Raw genomic sequence first — 16,484 nt, forward strand, 5'->3', positions numbered from 1 at the left:
CGGCGAAACTAGACTGAACGAACCGGTCCATGGAATTCAGATGCAGTCCGGCCAGCATGAATCCGATGTCGGTTCCAAGGAGCCAGCCATGAGCAAATACCCTCGCGAAGCATCGGCTGGTCGAAGGCGATGGCAACATCCAGGCATGCAGCCGGCGGCGCCCTAGCTCTCCATCGGCCAGCATTCCAGCGGTGGCCACACCCATGTCGAATGTGATTCAGCGGATACCCGTGGACGACGTCTCCGTAGCACGAACACCCCGCCGGTGGAACGACCGGCACACAAGCATCATCGGCGCTTCACGCAGCTAACGACAGGAAGCCATTCATCATGACTGAACCAACTTCACCGGAGACCGACGCTTCAGATGAGGCCGCGGGCACGGACCGGACCGCGGACGAAGACCGAGGCCAGTACACCGAGGGCGACTACGGGACCGCGGGCGAGATCCCAGACACCCCCGAAGAGGAGCGTGAAGGTGACTACACCGCAGGCGACTACCCCGAACCCGACGCCGCCATCCCGCCAGACCCGGCGGCGGCACGCGAACCGGATCAATTCCGTGAAGAGAACAAGGACCGTGCCGCAAAGAAAGCAGAAGCCGGCCCACCCAGAGCGCGACCCCTGGCGGGGCCCGGGGATGCAGAACCCGGGGTTCCTGCGCCCGGAACCTCCGAGGAGGCGGGGACGTCCGTCCCGTCGGCGGACGCCGAGCTGGACGAGACAAACACCGAGTATCCACCGGCATAGCGGTCGTTTTCCCCGGAAACCGACCGCGATGCCTCCGGATCGGTTCCACGCCGGAACCAGGACTGGGGCCAGCCGGCCGGCATGGGAGGACCCGTCCGGCAGTTTGGTCGGGCCGTGGCCTTCCTGCGCTGGGTCCGGGAGAAGACACCTGAGGGCTGGTCATGACGGTTCGGCCCGGGCGTGCAGGGGCGGACACGCGATCGTCGAGTCAGGAACCGTGCCGGATTGTCGGTTCCGTTCACCGCCGCATCCGGCGGTAGTGTTCCGCTGATTGCCGTGGCCGACCGGGCTCGGTGTCTTCGGCGGCCTCTGCCAGACTTTTGGAACTGGTCTGGGCTCATTGAATCCGCCGATGTACCTGGTCCCTATGGAGGCCGTCGGCACTGGCAGGCCGGGCGGCCATTCCTCAGATTCTGCATTTGGGCCGGCGCCCCATAAAGCATCCCGGCCTTGAAAAGGATTCGCCCGGTCAGGCGGGGACGTGCCAGCGATTGTTGACTTGGCATTTGTTTGCCGCCGGTCAGGACGGTTCCTGTTCTGCACCTGTCATCGCCCGGGCCCTGGCCCCGCAAGGAGATCCAGTATCCACATCACTCCTTTCACAGCGTCCCAAGCCCAGTAAATATGGACGCGGGCGGGGTGACATGAGTAGTGAGTACGTATTTTCCACACCAATTCGGGTCAATGGTGGGACAGCGGTACTTGACCAACAGGACAGAGCCTATTGCCAAAGCAGCACAACGATCACGGTACCCCGATAACCGCAGGACCTACGCGATCAAGGCATGGAAATCGACCCCGAAGAGGGCCACTAGCGGCCAGAGCACAATCGCCACCAGGCCTTCCAAAATGTTGCCGGGAATGTTCCATGCCACGAGATAGCCGTGGGTGCCAGCGACCAGCACCCCGACGGCCAGATAAATGATCCCAAACAGACCAATTCCGCGTCTGCCCATTTTGCGCCTGCCAAATCCGCGTATCATCGCCCATCTCCCGCTGCGGGGTGAGAACTAAATTATAGTGGTGCCGCGCGTATTCGAGGAGGCTCGGGCTCCTTCCGGCTTATTGTTCAGAGGCGCAGTTTCACGGCTTGCCCAGATGAGCGTGGTTAGGGTTGACGACGGCGCCGCGAGCGGCAGTGCCGGCAGGCGGCGCCGGGGCGTGGTGGGGCGAGAAAGAGGTCAGGGCCGCGCCACAGGCAGGCCCAGGTCCACCGTGATGAGGCCTGGCGTAAATGGAAGGCGTCACGCGCAAAGTGGCCCCTGCGGTCCCAATTGTGATCACAGGCCATGGCCGCGGACACGCGGAATTGCCGCCCGGTCCCGGAGCTTGGTGGTGCAGGTGGATTGTCCCGCCATCCGCGATCTCACCACTCACGCCCCTAAGCCCGGTATCCCGCGGCGTCGGTCATGCCCCCACACCGTTGACGGGGCTGCGCAGATCAGCGTCTCTGCCGAGAACGCATCCATGCCCCCAGGCCTAACCCTGTGCCACCGCGCGCGGACGGGACTGCTCTTACGTCGGCTCCTGCGCGCGGCCATGTGTCGTACGCCCGGCAGGTTGTCGACGGATGGCCAAGCCCTCACCGGCCATCCCCACCCGTCTAATAGTTCATCCGATTTTGGAGCGTCTCGAGCCGTTCCTCGGCGTCAGCAGCAATTTCTTCCAGTCGGCGTGCCAGCGCAGGATCGTCGTCGTATGCGATGACTCTGGAATAGGCCCTGTTGAACGCGGCGATGTCACGTCGAAACTCCTCCAGCGGGTCGTCGTTAAGTCCCGGCGGGCAGGCATACGGATGAGCCGTCGCAATCGTGCGGGCGTATGCTGAAGGCTAGGGTTTGAAGTGCCGAAGTAGAGTGCCGCACTCGCCCGTGAATGGTTCGAGGCATTATGAACACAACACCGTCTCCCGCTGAAGGTCCGCGGTTTCGCCGGTCCCCGAACCAGGTGGTCAACAGCTACGTGATCCTCTTGAAACAGGTACGGGAAGCAGGCCTCCTGCGCCGCCGGCGACGTTTTTACATCGTGCTCTTCACCATCCTGATGGCGGCGTGGGCAGGCACGTGGACGGGGTTCATCCTCCTTCAGGACACCTGGTTCCAGTTGCTCATCGCCGCCAGCATGGGTGTGGTACTGACCCAGTTCAGCTTCCTGGCCCACGAGGCTGCGCACCGCCAGATCTTCGCCTCCCAGCGGATCAATGAGTGGTCGGCCCGGCTGATCGGCACCGGACTGGTGGGAGTCAGTTACGCCATGTGGGCACAAAAGCATACCCGCCACCACAACCACCCGAATGTGATCGACAAGGATCCCGACATCCACACCGGGGCGATCGCCTTCCATCCGCAAGCAGCAGCGTCCCGGCGCGGGCTCATGGTCGCCGTCACCCGCAAACAGGGATGGCTGCTGTTGCCCTTTTTGTTCTTCCTGGGCCTGAGCCTTCACGTTGATTCGCTGAAGTACCTGTTCCACCGCGGAAACGTGGACCATCGCTGGGTGGAAATCCCGATCCTGATGGTGCGTCTCCTCGCGGTCCCTGCCTTGGTGTTCTCGCTGCTGCCGTTGGGCATGGCGTTCGCGTTCCTGGGCGTCCAAGTGGGCGTGTTCGGGTTCTACATGGGCGCCTCATTCGCACCAAACCACAAGGGCATGCCGATCCTGGCCGCCTCCAGCCGGGCCGATTTCCTTCACCGGCAGGTGCTCACCGGACGCAACATCACCGGCGGCAGGTTCATGGATGCATTGATGGGCGGACTGAACCGCCAGATCGAGCACCACCTGTTCCCGGACATGCCGCGGCCACACCTGCACCGTGCGGCCGCGCTGGTCCGCTCATGCTGCCAGGAACAGGAAATCCCCTATACCGAGACCAGCCTCGTCACCTCCTACGCGGTGGTCATCCGGTATCTCAACACTGTCGGCCTGTTTGCCGGCGGCCCGTTCGAATGCCCCGTCGTGCAGAACAACCGGCCCCGCTGAGCAGGATCAACGAAACAAACCGACATCGAGGACAAACCATCATGACGTCGAACCCAGCGATACCTGAAGTGCCCGGAGAACAGCCTCAAGGTCCCGCGCCGACCAACACCGCGCCTGGGACGGCAGGCACCTCGCAGCCAGTCGAGGCGGCGCCCCGGGCTGCCGCCGCGCCAAAGCCCCGAACAACCCGCGCCGGCGTCATTTGGGCCGCCGTCATCGTTGCCCTGCTCGCACTGATACTGCTGATCATCTTCATCCTGCAGAACCAGCAACCAGTCCAGGTTCTATTCCTCGGGCTGGCAGGCTCGGTCTCCCTGGGCATGGCGCTGTTCATCGCCGCCGTGGCCGGAGGCATCCTCGTGGCCGCGGCCGGTGCGGCAAGGATCATCCAACTGCGATCCAACGCCCGCAAAATACGAAGAACCCACAACAAGACCTAACCAGGATCCGCCGACGGTGCTGCACGGTGCCGCACGGCCGAGAAGAAGGTCGCCATGGGTTCGAGGACACTGCCCGCACAGTTCTGGAGGAACCGTAGATCGTTTGAAGTCATTTCCGGGCACAGTGGGCCGGAGCAGGCCAGCCGGGCATCGTCGCGGCTGACTGTTTTGCTGGAGGAAACATCCAAGCGACTTTGCCGTACGCCTGAAAGAAGGGATAGCCGTCCGCTTCGGTCACGAGGGCGCGGAGAGCAACTGCATCTTCGTCGACAGCCCAGCTCTTTGTCCCTAAGAGAGGCCAACCCCTCTGCGAAGGGCCAACGAGGAGCGCGGTGGCCCGTTCGTCATGACGGTTGAATCCATCGGACCACGGCACCCTTGTCGGGGGTCTGTCTGCGCACCGTGGCCCCACACTTCCTGTGCAGATTCCCGAGGGAGATACGCATGCATACAGAGTCTGACGTAACAACGAGGCCCGCCCGGTCGGTGGCCGTGGAGGCAACCAGTACCCGTCCGGCCGATCGGGGACGTGCGATGGCCGTCGCCCCGGGACCAGCTCATCCAGCAAATCATTGCCGACACCGACACCGGCACGAACCCGCGCCGTGATCTCAATGGCCTGGACGTATCGTTGCACGTCAACGAAGTGCCCACCGGCGAGGCCATCACGGTCCTCTGGCGAGGTTGAGTCCACGCCGAGGCGAGCGAAAAAGAAGACGGTATCGAACACCAGCTGCAACGCTCCCAACGTGAACGAATCGAGACCGGATGGCTGGCGTCCTCCCTCCGCCGACCCGGCCGGCACACGGCCAACAAGCGGTCTGTCGCCCACAGGGTCCTGTCCGGCTCCAGCAGCCCCTTACGCTTAGAGACGGAGATTCTCCTGCCCATGCCCACCAGTTCACGCCTTCGGCACCGCACTCCGCATCGCGCGGCTGCGCCCGGGAAAGAACGGAAAGAGCAGGACGTTCCCGGGCCTGCACATTACCGGACCAGCGGCAACGGACTACAGCCCCAGCAGCAACCCCTGGGACGCCCCACATACAACCTGCCACAGGACCGACCCGGCCCCTAGGTCACTGGCGTGGCCGGCGTTAGCGCGCCTTCGGCATGTTCGCACAGCCCCCGCGAGGCCCGGCAAGAAACGCGCCAATGCCCGGTGTCACCCTTGTTCCGGGCATTGGCGCAGCTACCGCCGAGAGCAGTTTTCAAAGAAACGACCCTCAAATAGACCTTATGCCACGACGCATACCGCCGCTTGAGGGTTGGCTACCTGTTTTCAACCGGACGAACCGTTCGATACCTGCGTCGCCCCCTGCTCACTGCGGACACCGAATAGACCACCTGCCCCGCGGGCGCGAAGTGGCGGGGTGGGGTGGGCATCTCCCCTGCCCGGGCATAGGTCGTCGGAGCCTCCTATGCTGGTGGAAGGTCCGCCTTCACCGGCACAGGCCAAGACTCCGGTGCGCGGCTATGCCGGGCATGGGAGGTCAAGCCGCCCGCGCCGCAGTCCCCGTCGCGGCGAAAGCATCCCCGGCCGTGAGGATGCTGAGTCTGCAGTTCGACTGGAACGGATCAATGTGCGCTGGCAGGTGATGCGACAGGGAACAGGCGCGCAACTGATCCAGAGCGTCAGGTTCGACGCTGGCGTGGACCATATCGATTTCCACAGCCAACCCCGACATCAGCGCGTTGGCGCGTTTGACGATGACATAAAGAGCATCGATGCTCTGAGCCGTCACGCGGCCCTGTGCCCTTATCTGAGCGTGGGCGCAATCAAGATCCACCCGGACAAGGACGTTGAGCTTGTATGTCATGATGCTCCTACCTTCGTGAGCGGCCGCGACGCTGCGACCGCCCACGCCAGCCTAGGCATGAAATGTGACGAACGCAACAACTCCGCGCACCGACGCCCCGGTCCCACGTCGTCGAACGAACAGAACGGGCCTTGGAAGATCACCGCGGCGCGCGGACCACCCTGGCGGGCCGCGGCTTTCTGGAGGACCAGACCGCACAGATCACGTCATGCCTCATCCCTGTCGAGAATGCACGAATGACCGGAAGGTTCTTCGCTGTTTGTCGTTCTGATGCTCCATGGTCGCTGGGCGGGTCCTCCGCGCAACCAGGGCGCCACGCGCCGGGACCGATCCAAAACTTCGTTCGGCGCTTCTTCGTCGCTTCTTTCCTCGCGAACTTTTGGATCGGTCCCGGTTCCCCAAGTTGCACTCCGGCCCCTCGGCCCAGCCGTGCTCCCGCTATCAGAACGCCGCCCGAATACGACAGACACGCGCGGTGTATAAGGGGGCAGTCCATGCAGACGGCCCCTTGAACAACAAGGCGGATGAGCGGTGACGTCCCAACGGACATTGCCTTTGCCAGCATCGGCCAGCAGGGTGGAGGCCATGTCCGACTCTCGGGGTCACCGGACCACCGAGCTGGCGGCGGCCCGACGCGGGGTCTGAAGACATTTGGACACGGGCCTGGGCCGCATGGAATTGCATTCGTCACCCGCTCACAGCCCGGGCTTTAGCTGCCCAACCCGCGTCTTGACCAAAAATCCATGCCACCAAACCCTCAAAAGTCATGTAGCCCCTTGTCGAGCCCACCATGAACAAGCAAGAACACAGAACCCTCGCCCATCCCAAGGAAAGGAAGTGCCAGGGCCCACAACCGGCCACGACCAAAAGGGCCCCCGAAGGGGCCCATAAAAGAAGACTTGTGCACAGCCAGAGGGCCAAAGGCCCCCTGACCTGCGGAAACACGTGCCCAAGGTGGGACTCGAACCGCATTCCAGGCCCCGGAAACACAGGGAACTCCAGAAAACATAAGCAATCCGAGCCAGTCCGGCCGATGTACGACCCAGTCCGACGGAAAAAGTGTTGACACTGTCAACACCCGCAGATCCGAATCGGCAAGCTTACACATCGGCCGCTCAATAGTATGATTTACAACACCGAGCAGCCGTCTAACCATGTCATGACACCCCTTCTCGGGGTGTCATGACACCGCGTAGACTTGGTCGTGAAGGTCAAACCCGCGGAGAGGAGCGCGCCATGTCGGCAGGGACCCCACGGCACACGATCCGGGTCAGCGACGAACTGTGGAACGAAGCGCACCGCAAAGCCGTGCGGGAAGGCACCTCCGTGTCCGAACTCATCCGTACCCGGCTCCGTGACTACGTCGCGGCCCCGGTCGAGCACCGGCACACCATCGCAGACTCCCTCGGGTACCTGGTCCCGGATGCATTCAACGATCTGCACGGCCCCGCCACCGGAACTGTGGAACTTCCGCGGCACCTGGACTGGGGACCGGAAAGAAGCTACAACGTGGACGACGACGGCAGCTGCGCGGTGCTGTACCAACTCACCCTGCAGAACTCCGGAGCCATCCAAGAAATCTACCGCATCGTCCCCCCAGGACGCCTGACGGCCCTGTGGCCAACCATGATCCTGCCCGCACGCTGCAGGCAGCTCTGGGAAACCAGCTTCCCCCAGCTCCCCGCCACCCGCGAAGCGAAGGAACACCCATCATGGACCACTCTCAGCGCGTAGCAGCCAGAATCGCCCTCGAAGCCCTGGCCGCCGACGGCTTCCTCCTCGCCGGCGGCCAGGCCCTCATCGAACACGGCATCACCGAACGCCCCTCGGACGACATCGACCTCTTCGCCCTCCACCGCCGCCACACCCCGGCAACCTTCACCGCATCGGTACAGAAAATGACAGCCGCCCTCGAAGCCGCCGGATACACCGTCGAGATCACCCGACAATACGAGGAATTCGCCAGCATCACCGTAGGGCACAACGAAGAAGCCGTCGTCATCGACCTCGGACTGGACTGGTGGGAGAACTCCCCCGCCATCATCGACATCGGCCCCATCCTGTCCCTGAAAGACTCCGTCGCATCCAAACTGCTCGCCGTCTACTCACGCGGATACGCCCGCGACTACCTCGACGCCCACTCCATCATCACCAGCCACCGCTTCACCCACCAACAACTGATTACCCTCTGCCAGCGCCGGGACCCGACCTTGGACCTGCCAACGTTCGCGGCCGCCATCGCCAGGCACCGGACGCTCCCCACCACCGAATTCACCAAATACGGCCTTCAAGCCAGCGAACTCCCCGCCCTCAGCACCACCCTCCTGGACTTCGCCGAAACAATCCACAAAACCAGCCAAAACCCCGACACAACCCACGCAGACGCAGCCAACCCCACCGGGCCGGCAAACCCCGAACCCGGCCCCGGACTGCTCTAAGCGCCAATCCGCGCAGGGCACCGCAGCCAACTAACACCGAGACCTCCGAAGTTTGCCTAATTCTTCGCAACCAGTTGGCAGACGAGCCGAAAGCGGTCGGTCCACCGACTCGCCCCTGCCCGCAGGGGCGGCAGGACTGCCTCTCCGAACGGTTATCGCGCCAAGGCTCACCGCCGCCATCAGCAACGGCAACATTCCGGTAAGGCCCACACCTAGTTGAAAAGACTCTGCCGTGCGCACCAACGAATGCCGTTAAGAGGATCAGGGCTACAACCCGACCTTTCACCCCGATGGATCCTGCTAACGATCGGAAAGTAGGGTCGGTGAGACGACTGCGGCTTAAGAGGGGAAACGTTCGCCTGTCTGGCAGCGAAAAACAAACGGTGGGGAAGCACGCCACGGAAGACCCAGAATCGTGCGGTACTTCGACGGCCACCGATAAATGGGGCGGGCTCGGCTCGCAGGTCGGATCCACAACGCCCGAGCTCCGACCCGCTAAGCGGTCAAAAGCCGGCTATGTCCAGCTTCCTGTCCAGAAGCCCTGATGCCAGCAACTGCTTGTTGACTTGAATTCAGCGAATGCATCTGCACCACGAAGTGATGAAACGTTCGTGTTCCGGCGAAGGATCAACCCAGGCTGCTGCAACAATGTGGCGGTTGAGTAGTATCCGTGAAGCCAGTAACGCTAAGGGTGCTTGACCTTGTTGGTTTTGATCTTGCGGTAGACGGTCATGGGGGTGACGCCGCAGGACGCGGCGATTTCGGCCATGGTGAATTGCCGGGCGTCGTACATGCGCTGGGCTTTGTTGATGAGCTCGGGAGTCATTTTTGGTTTACGTCCGCCCTTGCGGCCCCGGGAGCGAGCGGCGGCAAGGCCGGCCTGGGTGCGTTCGCGGATCAACGCGGCTTCGTATTCAGCCATCAGCGCGAACATGCCAAAGACAAGCTTGCCGTGCGCGGTGGTGGTATCCACGATCCCGTTGGTCAAAGACTGGACCCCGACACCGCGTTCATCCAGGGTGGTCACGATGTCGATAAGGTCCCGCAGGTTCCGCCCCAGCCTGTCGATCTTCCAGACCACCAGGGTGTCTCCCGGACGCAGATTGTCCAGACACAGAATCCATTGGGGGCGGTCGGCCTTGGTCCCGGTTGCGGTGTCTTTGTAGATTCTCAGGCAACCCTCGGCGTTCAATGCGTCGAGCTGTAGCTGCGGATCCTGGTCGGCGGTGCTGACTCTGGCGTACCCGATTTTGTGTCCCATGGGCCGAGCCTAACAAAACCCATGGCCTGAACAGCGTTTAGTTAGTTTGATTGTGTTGTGGCTTTTGTGGTTGGTGGCGGCGGGTTTGAGGTTCACGCAGGAGGACGGTGCCGGGTCTATCGCAGACGTTCGTTTGCGATAGACCCGGCACTCAGCGATCGTGGACCGACTCAATTCAACAGCGCGATCATCGAGACCGGCGCTGACTCCTAGGGAGTCTCCCGTTCAGGCTGGCAACTGCCGTAAATATGCTGGCACCGGGTAGACCTGACAATAGCCAAGTAGTTCCGCCATGTGGGCGCCGCTGCAACCGGTCCCGGTTCAGGGGATGCTGATGTGGTGGTTGTCCTCAGGGTGCNGCCGTAAATATGCTGGCACCGGGTAGACCTGACAATAGCCAAGTAGTTCCGCCATGTGGGCGCCGCTGCAACCGGTCCCGGTTCAGGGGATGCTGATGTGGTGGTTGTCCTCAGGGTGCGACGTGGCCTGCAGGGAGCGGTTCGGTCACTCGACCGAGCCGGAGTGTCAAGTCGCAGGCGGCCATGAGGGCCTCATCGTGGGTGGCGATGACGACGGCCGCGCCGCGGGCCGCCTCTTCCTGGAGGAAACCCGTTACGAGGTTTCTGTTGTCGAGGTCGAGGGATGCCGTGGGCTCGTCGGCGAAGATCACGTCCGCGGAGCGGAACATCGCACGGGCCAGCCCGACGCGTTGCTTCTCGCCGCCGCTGAGGGTTGAGACTTTCTCCCCGGCCCGGCCGATAAGTCCCACCCGGTCGAGCGCATCCTCAATGCCGGCTTTCTGCCGCCGCTGGAGTCCGAGGAGAGAGAGACGCGAGAGGGCGACGTTGTACTCGACTGTTTCTTCGTCAATAAGGCCGTAGTCCTGGAAGACGAATGCGGCGTGCTGCTGCCAGAACCGGCGGCGGCGTCGGTCGTCCCATCGTGTGGCGTCCTGTCCTCCGACAGATACGCTGCCTCCATCGACGCGGAGGAGGAGGCCAAGGACGTTTAGCAGGGTGGTTTTCCCGCACCCGCTGGGTCCGACAAGCGCCAGCGTTTTTCCGGGCACAGCGTGGACGCTTTGTCCCACGAGGACCCTTTTTCCTTCGATGGTGACAGTGACGTTCTCAGCTTTGATTTCCATGGGGATCCTTTCGAAAAACTTTCGTGCCCGTCACGCCGCCCGGGCAAGCAGTCTTGCGAAGACTCCTTTTGCCGAGGTGATATGCAGGATGAGACTCATGGACACATAGAGCGGAACTGCAATCAGGGCCCACCACACGTCCGGCCGCGCGCCGGCTCCAAGGGCGAAGAACATTGCGATGGCCAAGACCAAAGCCAGAGCTCCCTCCCACGCTAGACGGCGAGTGAGGGATTTGAGCCACGTCCACCCTGCGGTGCGCTGCACGAAGAGACGCCGGGCCTTGGAGAGGGCATACACCAGTGCTGAAACGGCCGTGCTCATGGTGAGCGCGAGGAGGACAAGCGTGAAGGACAGGGTCTTCATGCCCGCGGACTGGTTTTGCAGCTGGCTGTTGTACAGGGCGGCGTCGGAGATACGGTCCACCGAAAGGACTGCGCTCCCCAGGGAGTGGCTGGCAAGGTAGTCGCGGACCCAGCCCGCGTCATTGAAAGTGAGATTCGCGCTCGTCAGGAAACCGCCGATAGTGCTGTTGTTGAAGGTCTTGGCGGGATCGTCCACGAGAATGATGAGCGGGTTACGGAAGTGCGCCATCTCGCCCAGAACGGGAGACAACGCGGGAAGCTCTTTCTGCCCCTTGTAGCGGTAGTTTGTGAGGTTCTCTTCGAGCCCGTTGAGGTTGTTGCCGGCTCGATTCCATAGAGGGAATTGCCTGGACAGATAGTCCTTGAGCGTGGTCGGCAGCTTGTCGAAGGAGACCTTCTCAGCTTGTCCGCCGAGCGGATCGCCGGACGACGGAGCCGAACCGATGAGCGGGGAGATCGCCTTGAGGTAGTTGCGGTTTGCGATGACTACTCCGTCGTAGCCGCCAAGGTCAGCCGACGCGGCTTCGTCCTGCCGAACAAGAAATTCCGGGTTGATCGCATAGGAAAGGGTCAGCTTGCCGGCCTTGGAGGCCGCGTCTGCCAGATCGTACATTTCCGCCTGCCGGCTCTTGAACTCGGCATCCGATCGGACAGAGACGCGAAGCGAGACCTGGTCTTTCAAGACCTCCCACTGGGCACCCTGGTTTGAAAGATTCGTCGCCTCGGCGATGGAAGCCCCAACGACGGGAAGGGTCACCGTGACGAGCACGAGAGTTGCTGCCTTGAGGACCTCACTGATGCGCTGGAAATGCTTCTCCGGAGGCTGGCGTGAGGCTATACCGTCCACGGATGGCCATGTCATGGCGCTCACCAGCAGGGCGCAAAGCACCATCGTGACCAAGGCGCAGGCAAGGAACGCGGCACTTGTTAGGGCGAACGGCAGCAGATAGGAGGCCTTGCCTTGAGCAGCCACGACGATAAGGGCAGCAAGCACTCCCACGATAGCGGGGATGGCCACCACCCGAAACAGTGAAATGAGGTCTTCGAGGACTATCTTGCCGGCCGGAGTGCCACAGAGAACCTTCAGGGTGCGCGCCCGGGCACGCAAGACGTACCACGAAATGACCAAGGTAATGAGCAGGACGAGGCAGGTCAGGAACGTCAGCCACGCACCTGTGCCCAGGAGTGCTTGCTGGAGCACGCCGGCAGCATCCTTGGCGGAAATGTTGCGCTTCACACCGTGATCATCAAGCCATTTGGTCAGTTGCTTCGCAGCGTCCGCGGGCCCCGAGTACACGTAGGGGCCGGTGAGGGGTGCGGTGCCTAGTTCATGCGCGGACCGTAGCTGACCGTGCATCCCGGGCTTGAACCACTCAAGCTCTTCGGCCGCGGGTGGTGCTTCCTTGCCGAAGACGTACAGTGAACGTGCATTGAAGAAATCCTCGGGATCGGCAACGACTTTGGCCAAGTGAAGACCTGAAGCATCCGCGAGTGAATCCAGTTCGGAAACTACTTGGGTTTTGGGCATTTGGACTTGGGAGAAATCAAGGCTGGCCGTAAATTCCGCACCGTGCGGGAATGCTTCTTCGGCGGTCGAGATGTAAATTCCGGCCAATACCGACAAAAACACGGCAATACCGAGCGACGTGATTCTTACAAGAAATTTCAACATTTAGGACGGGTCCTCAGAAATGGTATGGAATCCGCCCGGCGGAAGGCTGAACATCCGCCGGGCGGCCCTTATCTAGACAGGGTTGTCTTCTGGCTAGCAGACCCTGTAGTACCACGAGTTGTGTGTCCAGATGTTTCCGGTGTGCCAAGCATTCGACCAGTAGCCTCCAGCAGTGTTGATACTGCTGTTGTAGCCCCAGTCGTTCAGGACTGATGAGCCATGACACTGGCTTCCATGCAAGTAGTCGGAATAGATGCCGCCGTTGTAGCCGTAGTTCCACGTGCCGCCTTCGGCGGGGTACTGAGTGTCAGCGATAGCGGCTCCGGCAACGGAACACAGCGCCCCGGTGAGCGCGATGCCAGCCAGTGTTTTCTTCAGATTCATACAAATTCCCCCGAATTGATTGGTGCGAATATGACACGGGGGCAGTGTTGAATATATCCCCCGCTAGGGACGCTATCAGGGGAATTCCAGCATCCAAAGCTAGGCGCGTAACGAGTTTGTAACGACGATTTATGAATTTTAGGACCAGGCCATGAGGTGGAATCTCCGGGGCACAGGGATTGCCCGAGGCCGGGTAGGGCCGTGGGAGGTTGCTGAATCAACCGGCCCGGTTCGGGGCACGGTCGTTGGCGGCGAAGGGGCTTGTCATTCCACCCCCGGGACATAGCCGTCTGCGCGTCAGTTGGGCTCCATCGCGAGGTTTCTGAGGGGCCGGAGGGACTCGGGTGTGGCGTTGGTGGAGAAGGTGTATCTGCCGAGCTCGTTGATGTGGGCGTGTCCGAGGGGCGAGAGCCGGGCAACATCTTCCTCGCGCACCAGTTGTCCTTGGGCGCGCAGCTCCGTGACGGCTGCGTCGAGGTATCGGGTGTTCCAGAGCGTGATTGCGTTGACGACGATGCCTAGTGCGCCGAGTTGGTCTTCTTGGCCTTCACGGTATCTTTGGTAGATCTGGCCGCGTTTGCCGTGGAAAACCTTTCGGGCCAGGCGGTGCCTGGATTCTTGCACCGTGGTTTGAGCATTGATGCCGCGCCGGTGCGTGTCATCGATGGGGTCGATCATGGCTAGAAGGTGAAGAGTCTTCGCGATCCGGCCGTACTCCGCGAACGCCTGCCCTAAAGGTGTGGGGCGCCCATCCCGGCCAAGCATTTTCAGCACGTCGTAGGCCCGGACTTGATGGGTCACGAGTGATCCGGCAACACGGAGCATATCTGGCCAGTGGGTCTCGATCTTGGCCAGGTTGACTTTGTTCCGGGCGATGGCATTCAAGGGGCCGTAATCGGAGGCGGGGTCAGTTGGCCACTGTGCACGCCAATATCGGGTGTCACCAATGTCCGCGATGCGGGGCGAGAAGCGGTAGCCGAGCATTTTGAACAGGCCGAAGACCATATCGGAGTACGAGGCTTCATCTGTAGCGACGATTTCTGGTTTAGGTCCGCCATCGAGGTTCAACAAGACATCGAGGATGTGGAGACTGTCCCGTGGGGTTCCAGTGATGGTTTGCGCGCCAATCCCCGCGACTTGATCGTTCACGGCGTTGAGCCAGGTGATACCGCGTTTGTAGCCGAAGTACTTGGGCGAGGGTCCGGCGTTCAACGTCCGGACCGGGACTACAAAGCGGAGCCCGTCGACCGAAGCGAGTAGCCCGCCACCCCACGATTGCGCGATCGGCACGTTGCTCTGAGCGTCGATCAGGGCCGCATTCGCCGCGGCGTGAGTCTCGGCGCGGACATAGTTCTGATCGACGTGCGATAGCCGGGCTCGGGTGAAGGCTTCCCGGCCTGGGTCTGTTACCGGTACAAGTCCCACATTGCAGGCTTCAGCGATCAGCAGAGCGGCGATCGTGGTGGGGAGGTCGCTTATTCTTGTCCCGGCGCCGGAGACATGGACGTAAGCATCCAGACAACCAGTCCAGGAATGAACTTCCAACAACAAGTCCGGAAGGTCGATCATCGGCAGCATCGCCCCAGTGGTGGCACACAGTTCTACCAGGCTTGCCGGTATTTCCAAGGCGTCGAGCCGCTCGACGGAAAGACGCATTCGTCCTTCGGCGCCGGGGACAATGCTGATCGCGGATTCCTCGCCGGCCTCGGCCAGCCGGTCTGCTGTTTGATGCCACGAGGCGTCCAGGACGTCGACGAGGCTGCGGAGGTGATCGTTCACCGGGGTGTCCAAGCTCAGACTGCTGAGGATTTTCGGTCTGATATTTTCCCATGCCGCTCCTTCAAGCAGCCGTGCACGTGGGTCGCCCCATCGGTGCGAGCAGGTTGCGAAAACGTCGCGCACTCGGAGCGCTTTGTATAGTTGCTCGAGCACGCAAACAACGTAAGCGTCCCGATCAACCGTCCCGGGAGGCAGGTCCGGATTGGAAAAAATGGCTCTGCGCCAGACCTGTGGGATCAGTGATCCTTCTATTTCGGACGAGAGTAACGGTTTGATCCGGACTCGACGGTTAGCAAGTTCCGGTAGCGCGTTGACGGCGATCAACACCGCTTCCCCTGCCGGGGAGGCCGCGAGTGAACGCGTTTCGGCCAACAAAGCCAAGAAGGGCCGTACCGTTCGGTATCGCTCGGCTAACGCGACGCGTGTCGCCGCCTCCGCGCTGCCATCGTCGTCAGGAACCAATTCGGTCACGGTCTCGACAGCAGCCACGATCTGATCTTTCGGGACCAGTTCCGCTAACGATCCCCACAGCGATGCCGCGGTCAAAACATTACCCCCGGATGCTGCGGCATCAAGGGTTGCGATCAACTGCCTATTTACCAAGGCCAAAATTCGCGAGGCCTTCTCCAACCGCGGTAAAGTCGCCAGCCGGTCAGTATTTGAGGCCGCTCTCGCCTGGTTGATCAAACGGGTGGACATCAGCAGCGCGAAGAGATCAAGGACGTCATCGATCGCCACGGCGTCAAGATGCTTCGCCAGAGCCAGGAGGGTCCCGGTGCGCCGTGGCTCAACCAACGACACAAGTGTCGCGGCCTTGCTCGCCATCCCATACCGGCCCAGGGCAGCAAGCCGGCTCGGCGGTACCACTGAACAATCCGCGTCTCGCACCCTCAGCGCTTCCAACTCCAGAGCCCTGTCCAAAGCTGAAACCATCGCCGGGCCAGAGACCCGTGTCGGAGACTGCTTCCAAGACTCCAGTTCCGAGAAACGAGACCCGGCAGGAACTCGCAACGACTGCCGCAAACGCTCCGGAAGCATTGGGTCAACATCCCGGGCAGCGGCGGCAAGAAGCGCGTACACGCGCTCTGCAGCATCGGACCTGGCCTTCGAAACGAGACGATCCAAGACGGTGATGCCCGGAAGCAGGATCCTATTGCGTCGCAACCACCCGACGGCCTGGTCGAACAACGCTGCTGGCCCTTCTGTATGGACCCATGCACGATCCCTCAGGAATTCTTCGAATTCCCGCCCTGCTACGGGATCTTCGATCGAACGAAACCCGTAAGCCTTCTGGATTTCCCACGCATGTTCAAATCGCGTGGTTCGACGTCTCGTGTAGTTGGGACTGCCCCCGGTTTTGTTGACTCCTTGACCTAGCGAGCTGGTGCTCGTGGAAGGATGTTGACCATGCCGACGGCTTATGGGGCGGAGTTCCGCCAGGATGTTATTGATGTGGCC

13 protein-coding genes are annotated in these 16,484 nt (G+C 61.8%); 6 read left to right on the top strand and 7 right to left on the bottom strand.

What is annotated here, in order from left to right; genetic code table 11:
* The first annotated feature begins 330 nt into the window (after window positions 1–330).
* Window positions 331–750, top strand: coding sequence for a hypothetical protein (locus tag VLA65_RS20815; RefSeq protein WP_332603623.1), 420 nt, complete (start codon window positions 331–333; stop codon window positions 748–750).
* A gap of 770 nt (window positions 751–1,520) precedes the next feature.
* Here VLA65_RS20815 and VLA65_RS20820 read toward each other — a convergent pair.
* Window positions 1,521–1,706: a hypothetical protein gene (locus tag VLA65_RS20820; RefSeq protein ID WP_332603624.1), complete on the bottom strand. Its 186-nt coding sequence runs from the start codon at window positions 1,704–1,706 to the stop codon at window positions 1,521–1,523.
* Between the two features lie 934 nt (window positions 1,707–2,640).
* On the opposite strand from VLA65_RS20820, the gene VLA65_RS20825 reads away from it, so the two are divergent.
* From VLA65_RS20825 to VLA65_RS20835, 3 genes are all read left to right on the top strand, one after another.
* Window positions 2,641–3,729, top strand: a complete 1,089-nt coding sequence (locus VLA65_RS20825) for a fatty acid desaturase family protein (RefSeq protein WP_332603625.1) — start codon at window positions 2,641–2,643, stop codon at window positions 3,727–3,729.
* 41 nt (window positions 3,730–3,770) lie between these two features.
* Window positions 3,771–4,169 carry a LapA family protein gene (locus VLA65_RS20830; protein ID WP_332603626.1) on the top strand — a complete coding sequence of 133 codons (399 nt, stop codon included), beginning with the start codon at window positions 3,771–3,773 and terminating at the stop codon, window positions 4,167–4,169.
* Between the two features lie 529 nt (window positions 4,170–4,698).
* Window positions 4,699–4,857, top strand: coding sequence for a hypothetical protein (locus tag VLA65_RS20835; RefSeq protein WP_332603627.1), 159 nt, complete (start codon window positions 4,699–4,701; stop codon window positions 4,855–4,857).
* Window positions 4,858–5,659: 802 nt separating this feature from the next.
* Here the strand turns inward: VLA65_RS20835 and VLA65_RS20840 are convergent.
* Window positions 5,660–5,986 (bottom strand): hypothetical protein, encoded by a 327-nt coding sequence (locus tag VLA65_RS20840; protein ID WP_332603628.1) that lies wholly within the window; start codon window positions 5,984–5,986, stop codon window positions 5,660–5,662.
* 1,236 nt (window positions 5,987–7,222) lie between these two features.
* Here VLA65_RS20840 and VLA65_RS20845 point away from each other — a divergent pair.
* A complete protein-coding gene (locus VLA65_RS20845) occupies window positions 7,223–7,720 on the top strand; it encodes a hypothetical protein (RefSeq protein ID WP_332603629.1) in 498 nt (165 codons plus the stop codon).
* Complete coding sequence (locus VLA65_RS20850) at window positions 7,699–8,424, top strand: nucleotidyl transferase AbiEii/AbiGii toxin family protein (protein WP_332603630.1); 726 nt, start codon at window positions 7,699–7,701, stop codon at window positions 8,422–8,424. The genes VLA65_RS20845 and VLA65_RS20850 overlap by 22 nt, the downstream gene beginning before the upstream one ends.
* A gap of 685 nt (window positions 8,425–9,109) precedes the next feature.
* On the opposite strand, the gene VLA65_RS20855 is transcribed toward VLA65_RS20850, so the two are convergent.
* The 5 genes from VLA65_RS20855 to VLA65_RS20875 all read right to left on the bottom strand — a co-directional run.
* On the bottom strand, window positions 9,110–9,685 hold the full coding sequence (locus VLA65_RS20855) for a recombinase family protein (protein WP_332603631.1): 576 nt from the start codon (window positions 9,683–9,685) through the stop codon (window positions 9,110–9,112).
* A gap of 469 nt (window positions 9,686–10,154) precedes the next feature.
* Window positions 10,155–10,829, bottom strand: coding sequence for an ABC transporter ATP-binding protein (locus VLA65_RS20860; RefSeq protein WP_332603632.1), 675 nt, complete (start codon window positions 10,827–10,829; stop codon window positions 10,155–10,157).
* A gap of 30 nt (window positions 10,830–10,859) precedes the next feature.
* The gene (locus VLA65_RS20865; protein ID WP_332603633.1) at window positions 10,860–12,863 is read right to left on the bottom strand and encodes a hypothetical protein; all 2,004 of its coding nucleotides are present in this window, start codon (window positions 12,861–12,863) and stop codon (window positions 10,860–10,862) included.
* Between the two features lie 93 nt (window positions 12,864–12,956).
* Window positions 12,957–13,247: a lactococcin 972 family bacteriocin gene (locus VLA65_RS20870; RefSeq protein WP_332603634.1), complete on the bottom strand. Its 291-nt coding sequence runs from the start codon at window positions 13,245–13,247 to the stop codon at window positions 12,957–12,959.
* Between the two features lie 297 nt (window positions 13,248–13,544).
* Window positions 13,545–16,484, bottom strand: a 2,940-nt coding sequence (locus VLA65_RS20875; RefSeq protein ID WP_442880359.1) for a Tn3 family transposase, incomplete at its 5' end; no start/stop codon positions are given.

Origin of the sequence: Arthrobacter sp. S2(2024) (assembly GCF_036662515.1) — a bacterium.
Taxonomy (GTDB): domain Bacteria; phylum Actinomycetota; class Actinomycetes; order Actinomycetales; family Micrococcaceae; genus Arthrobacter.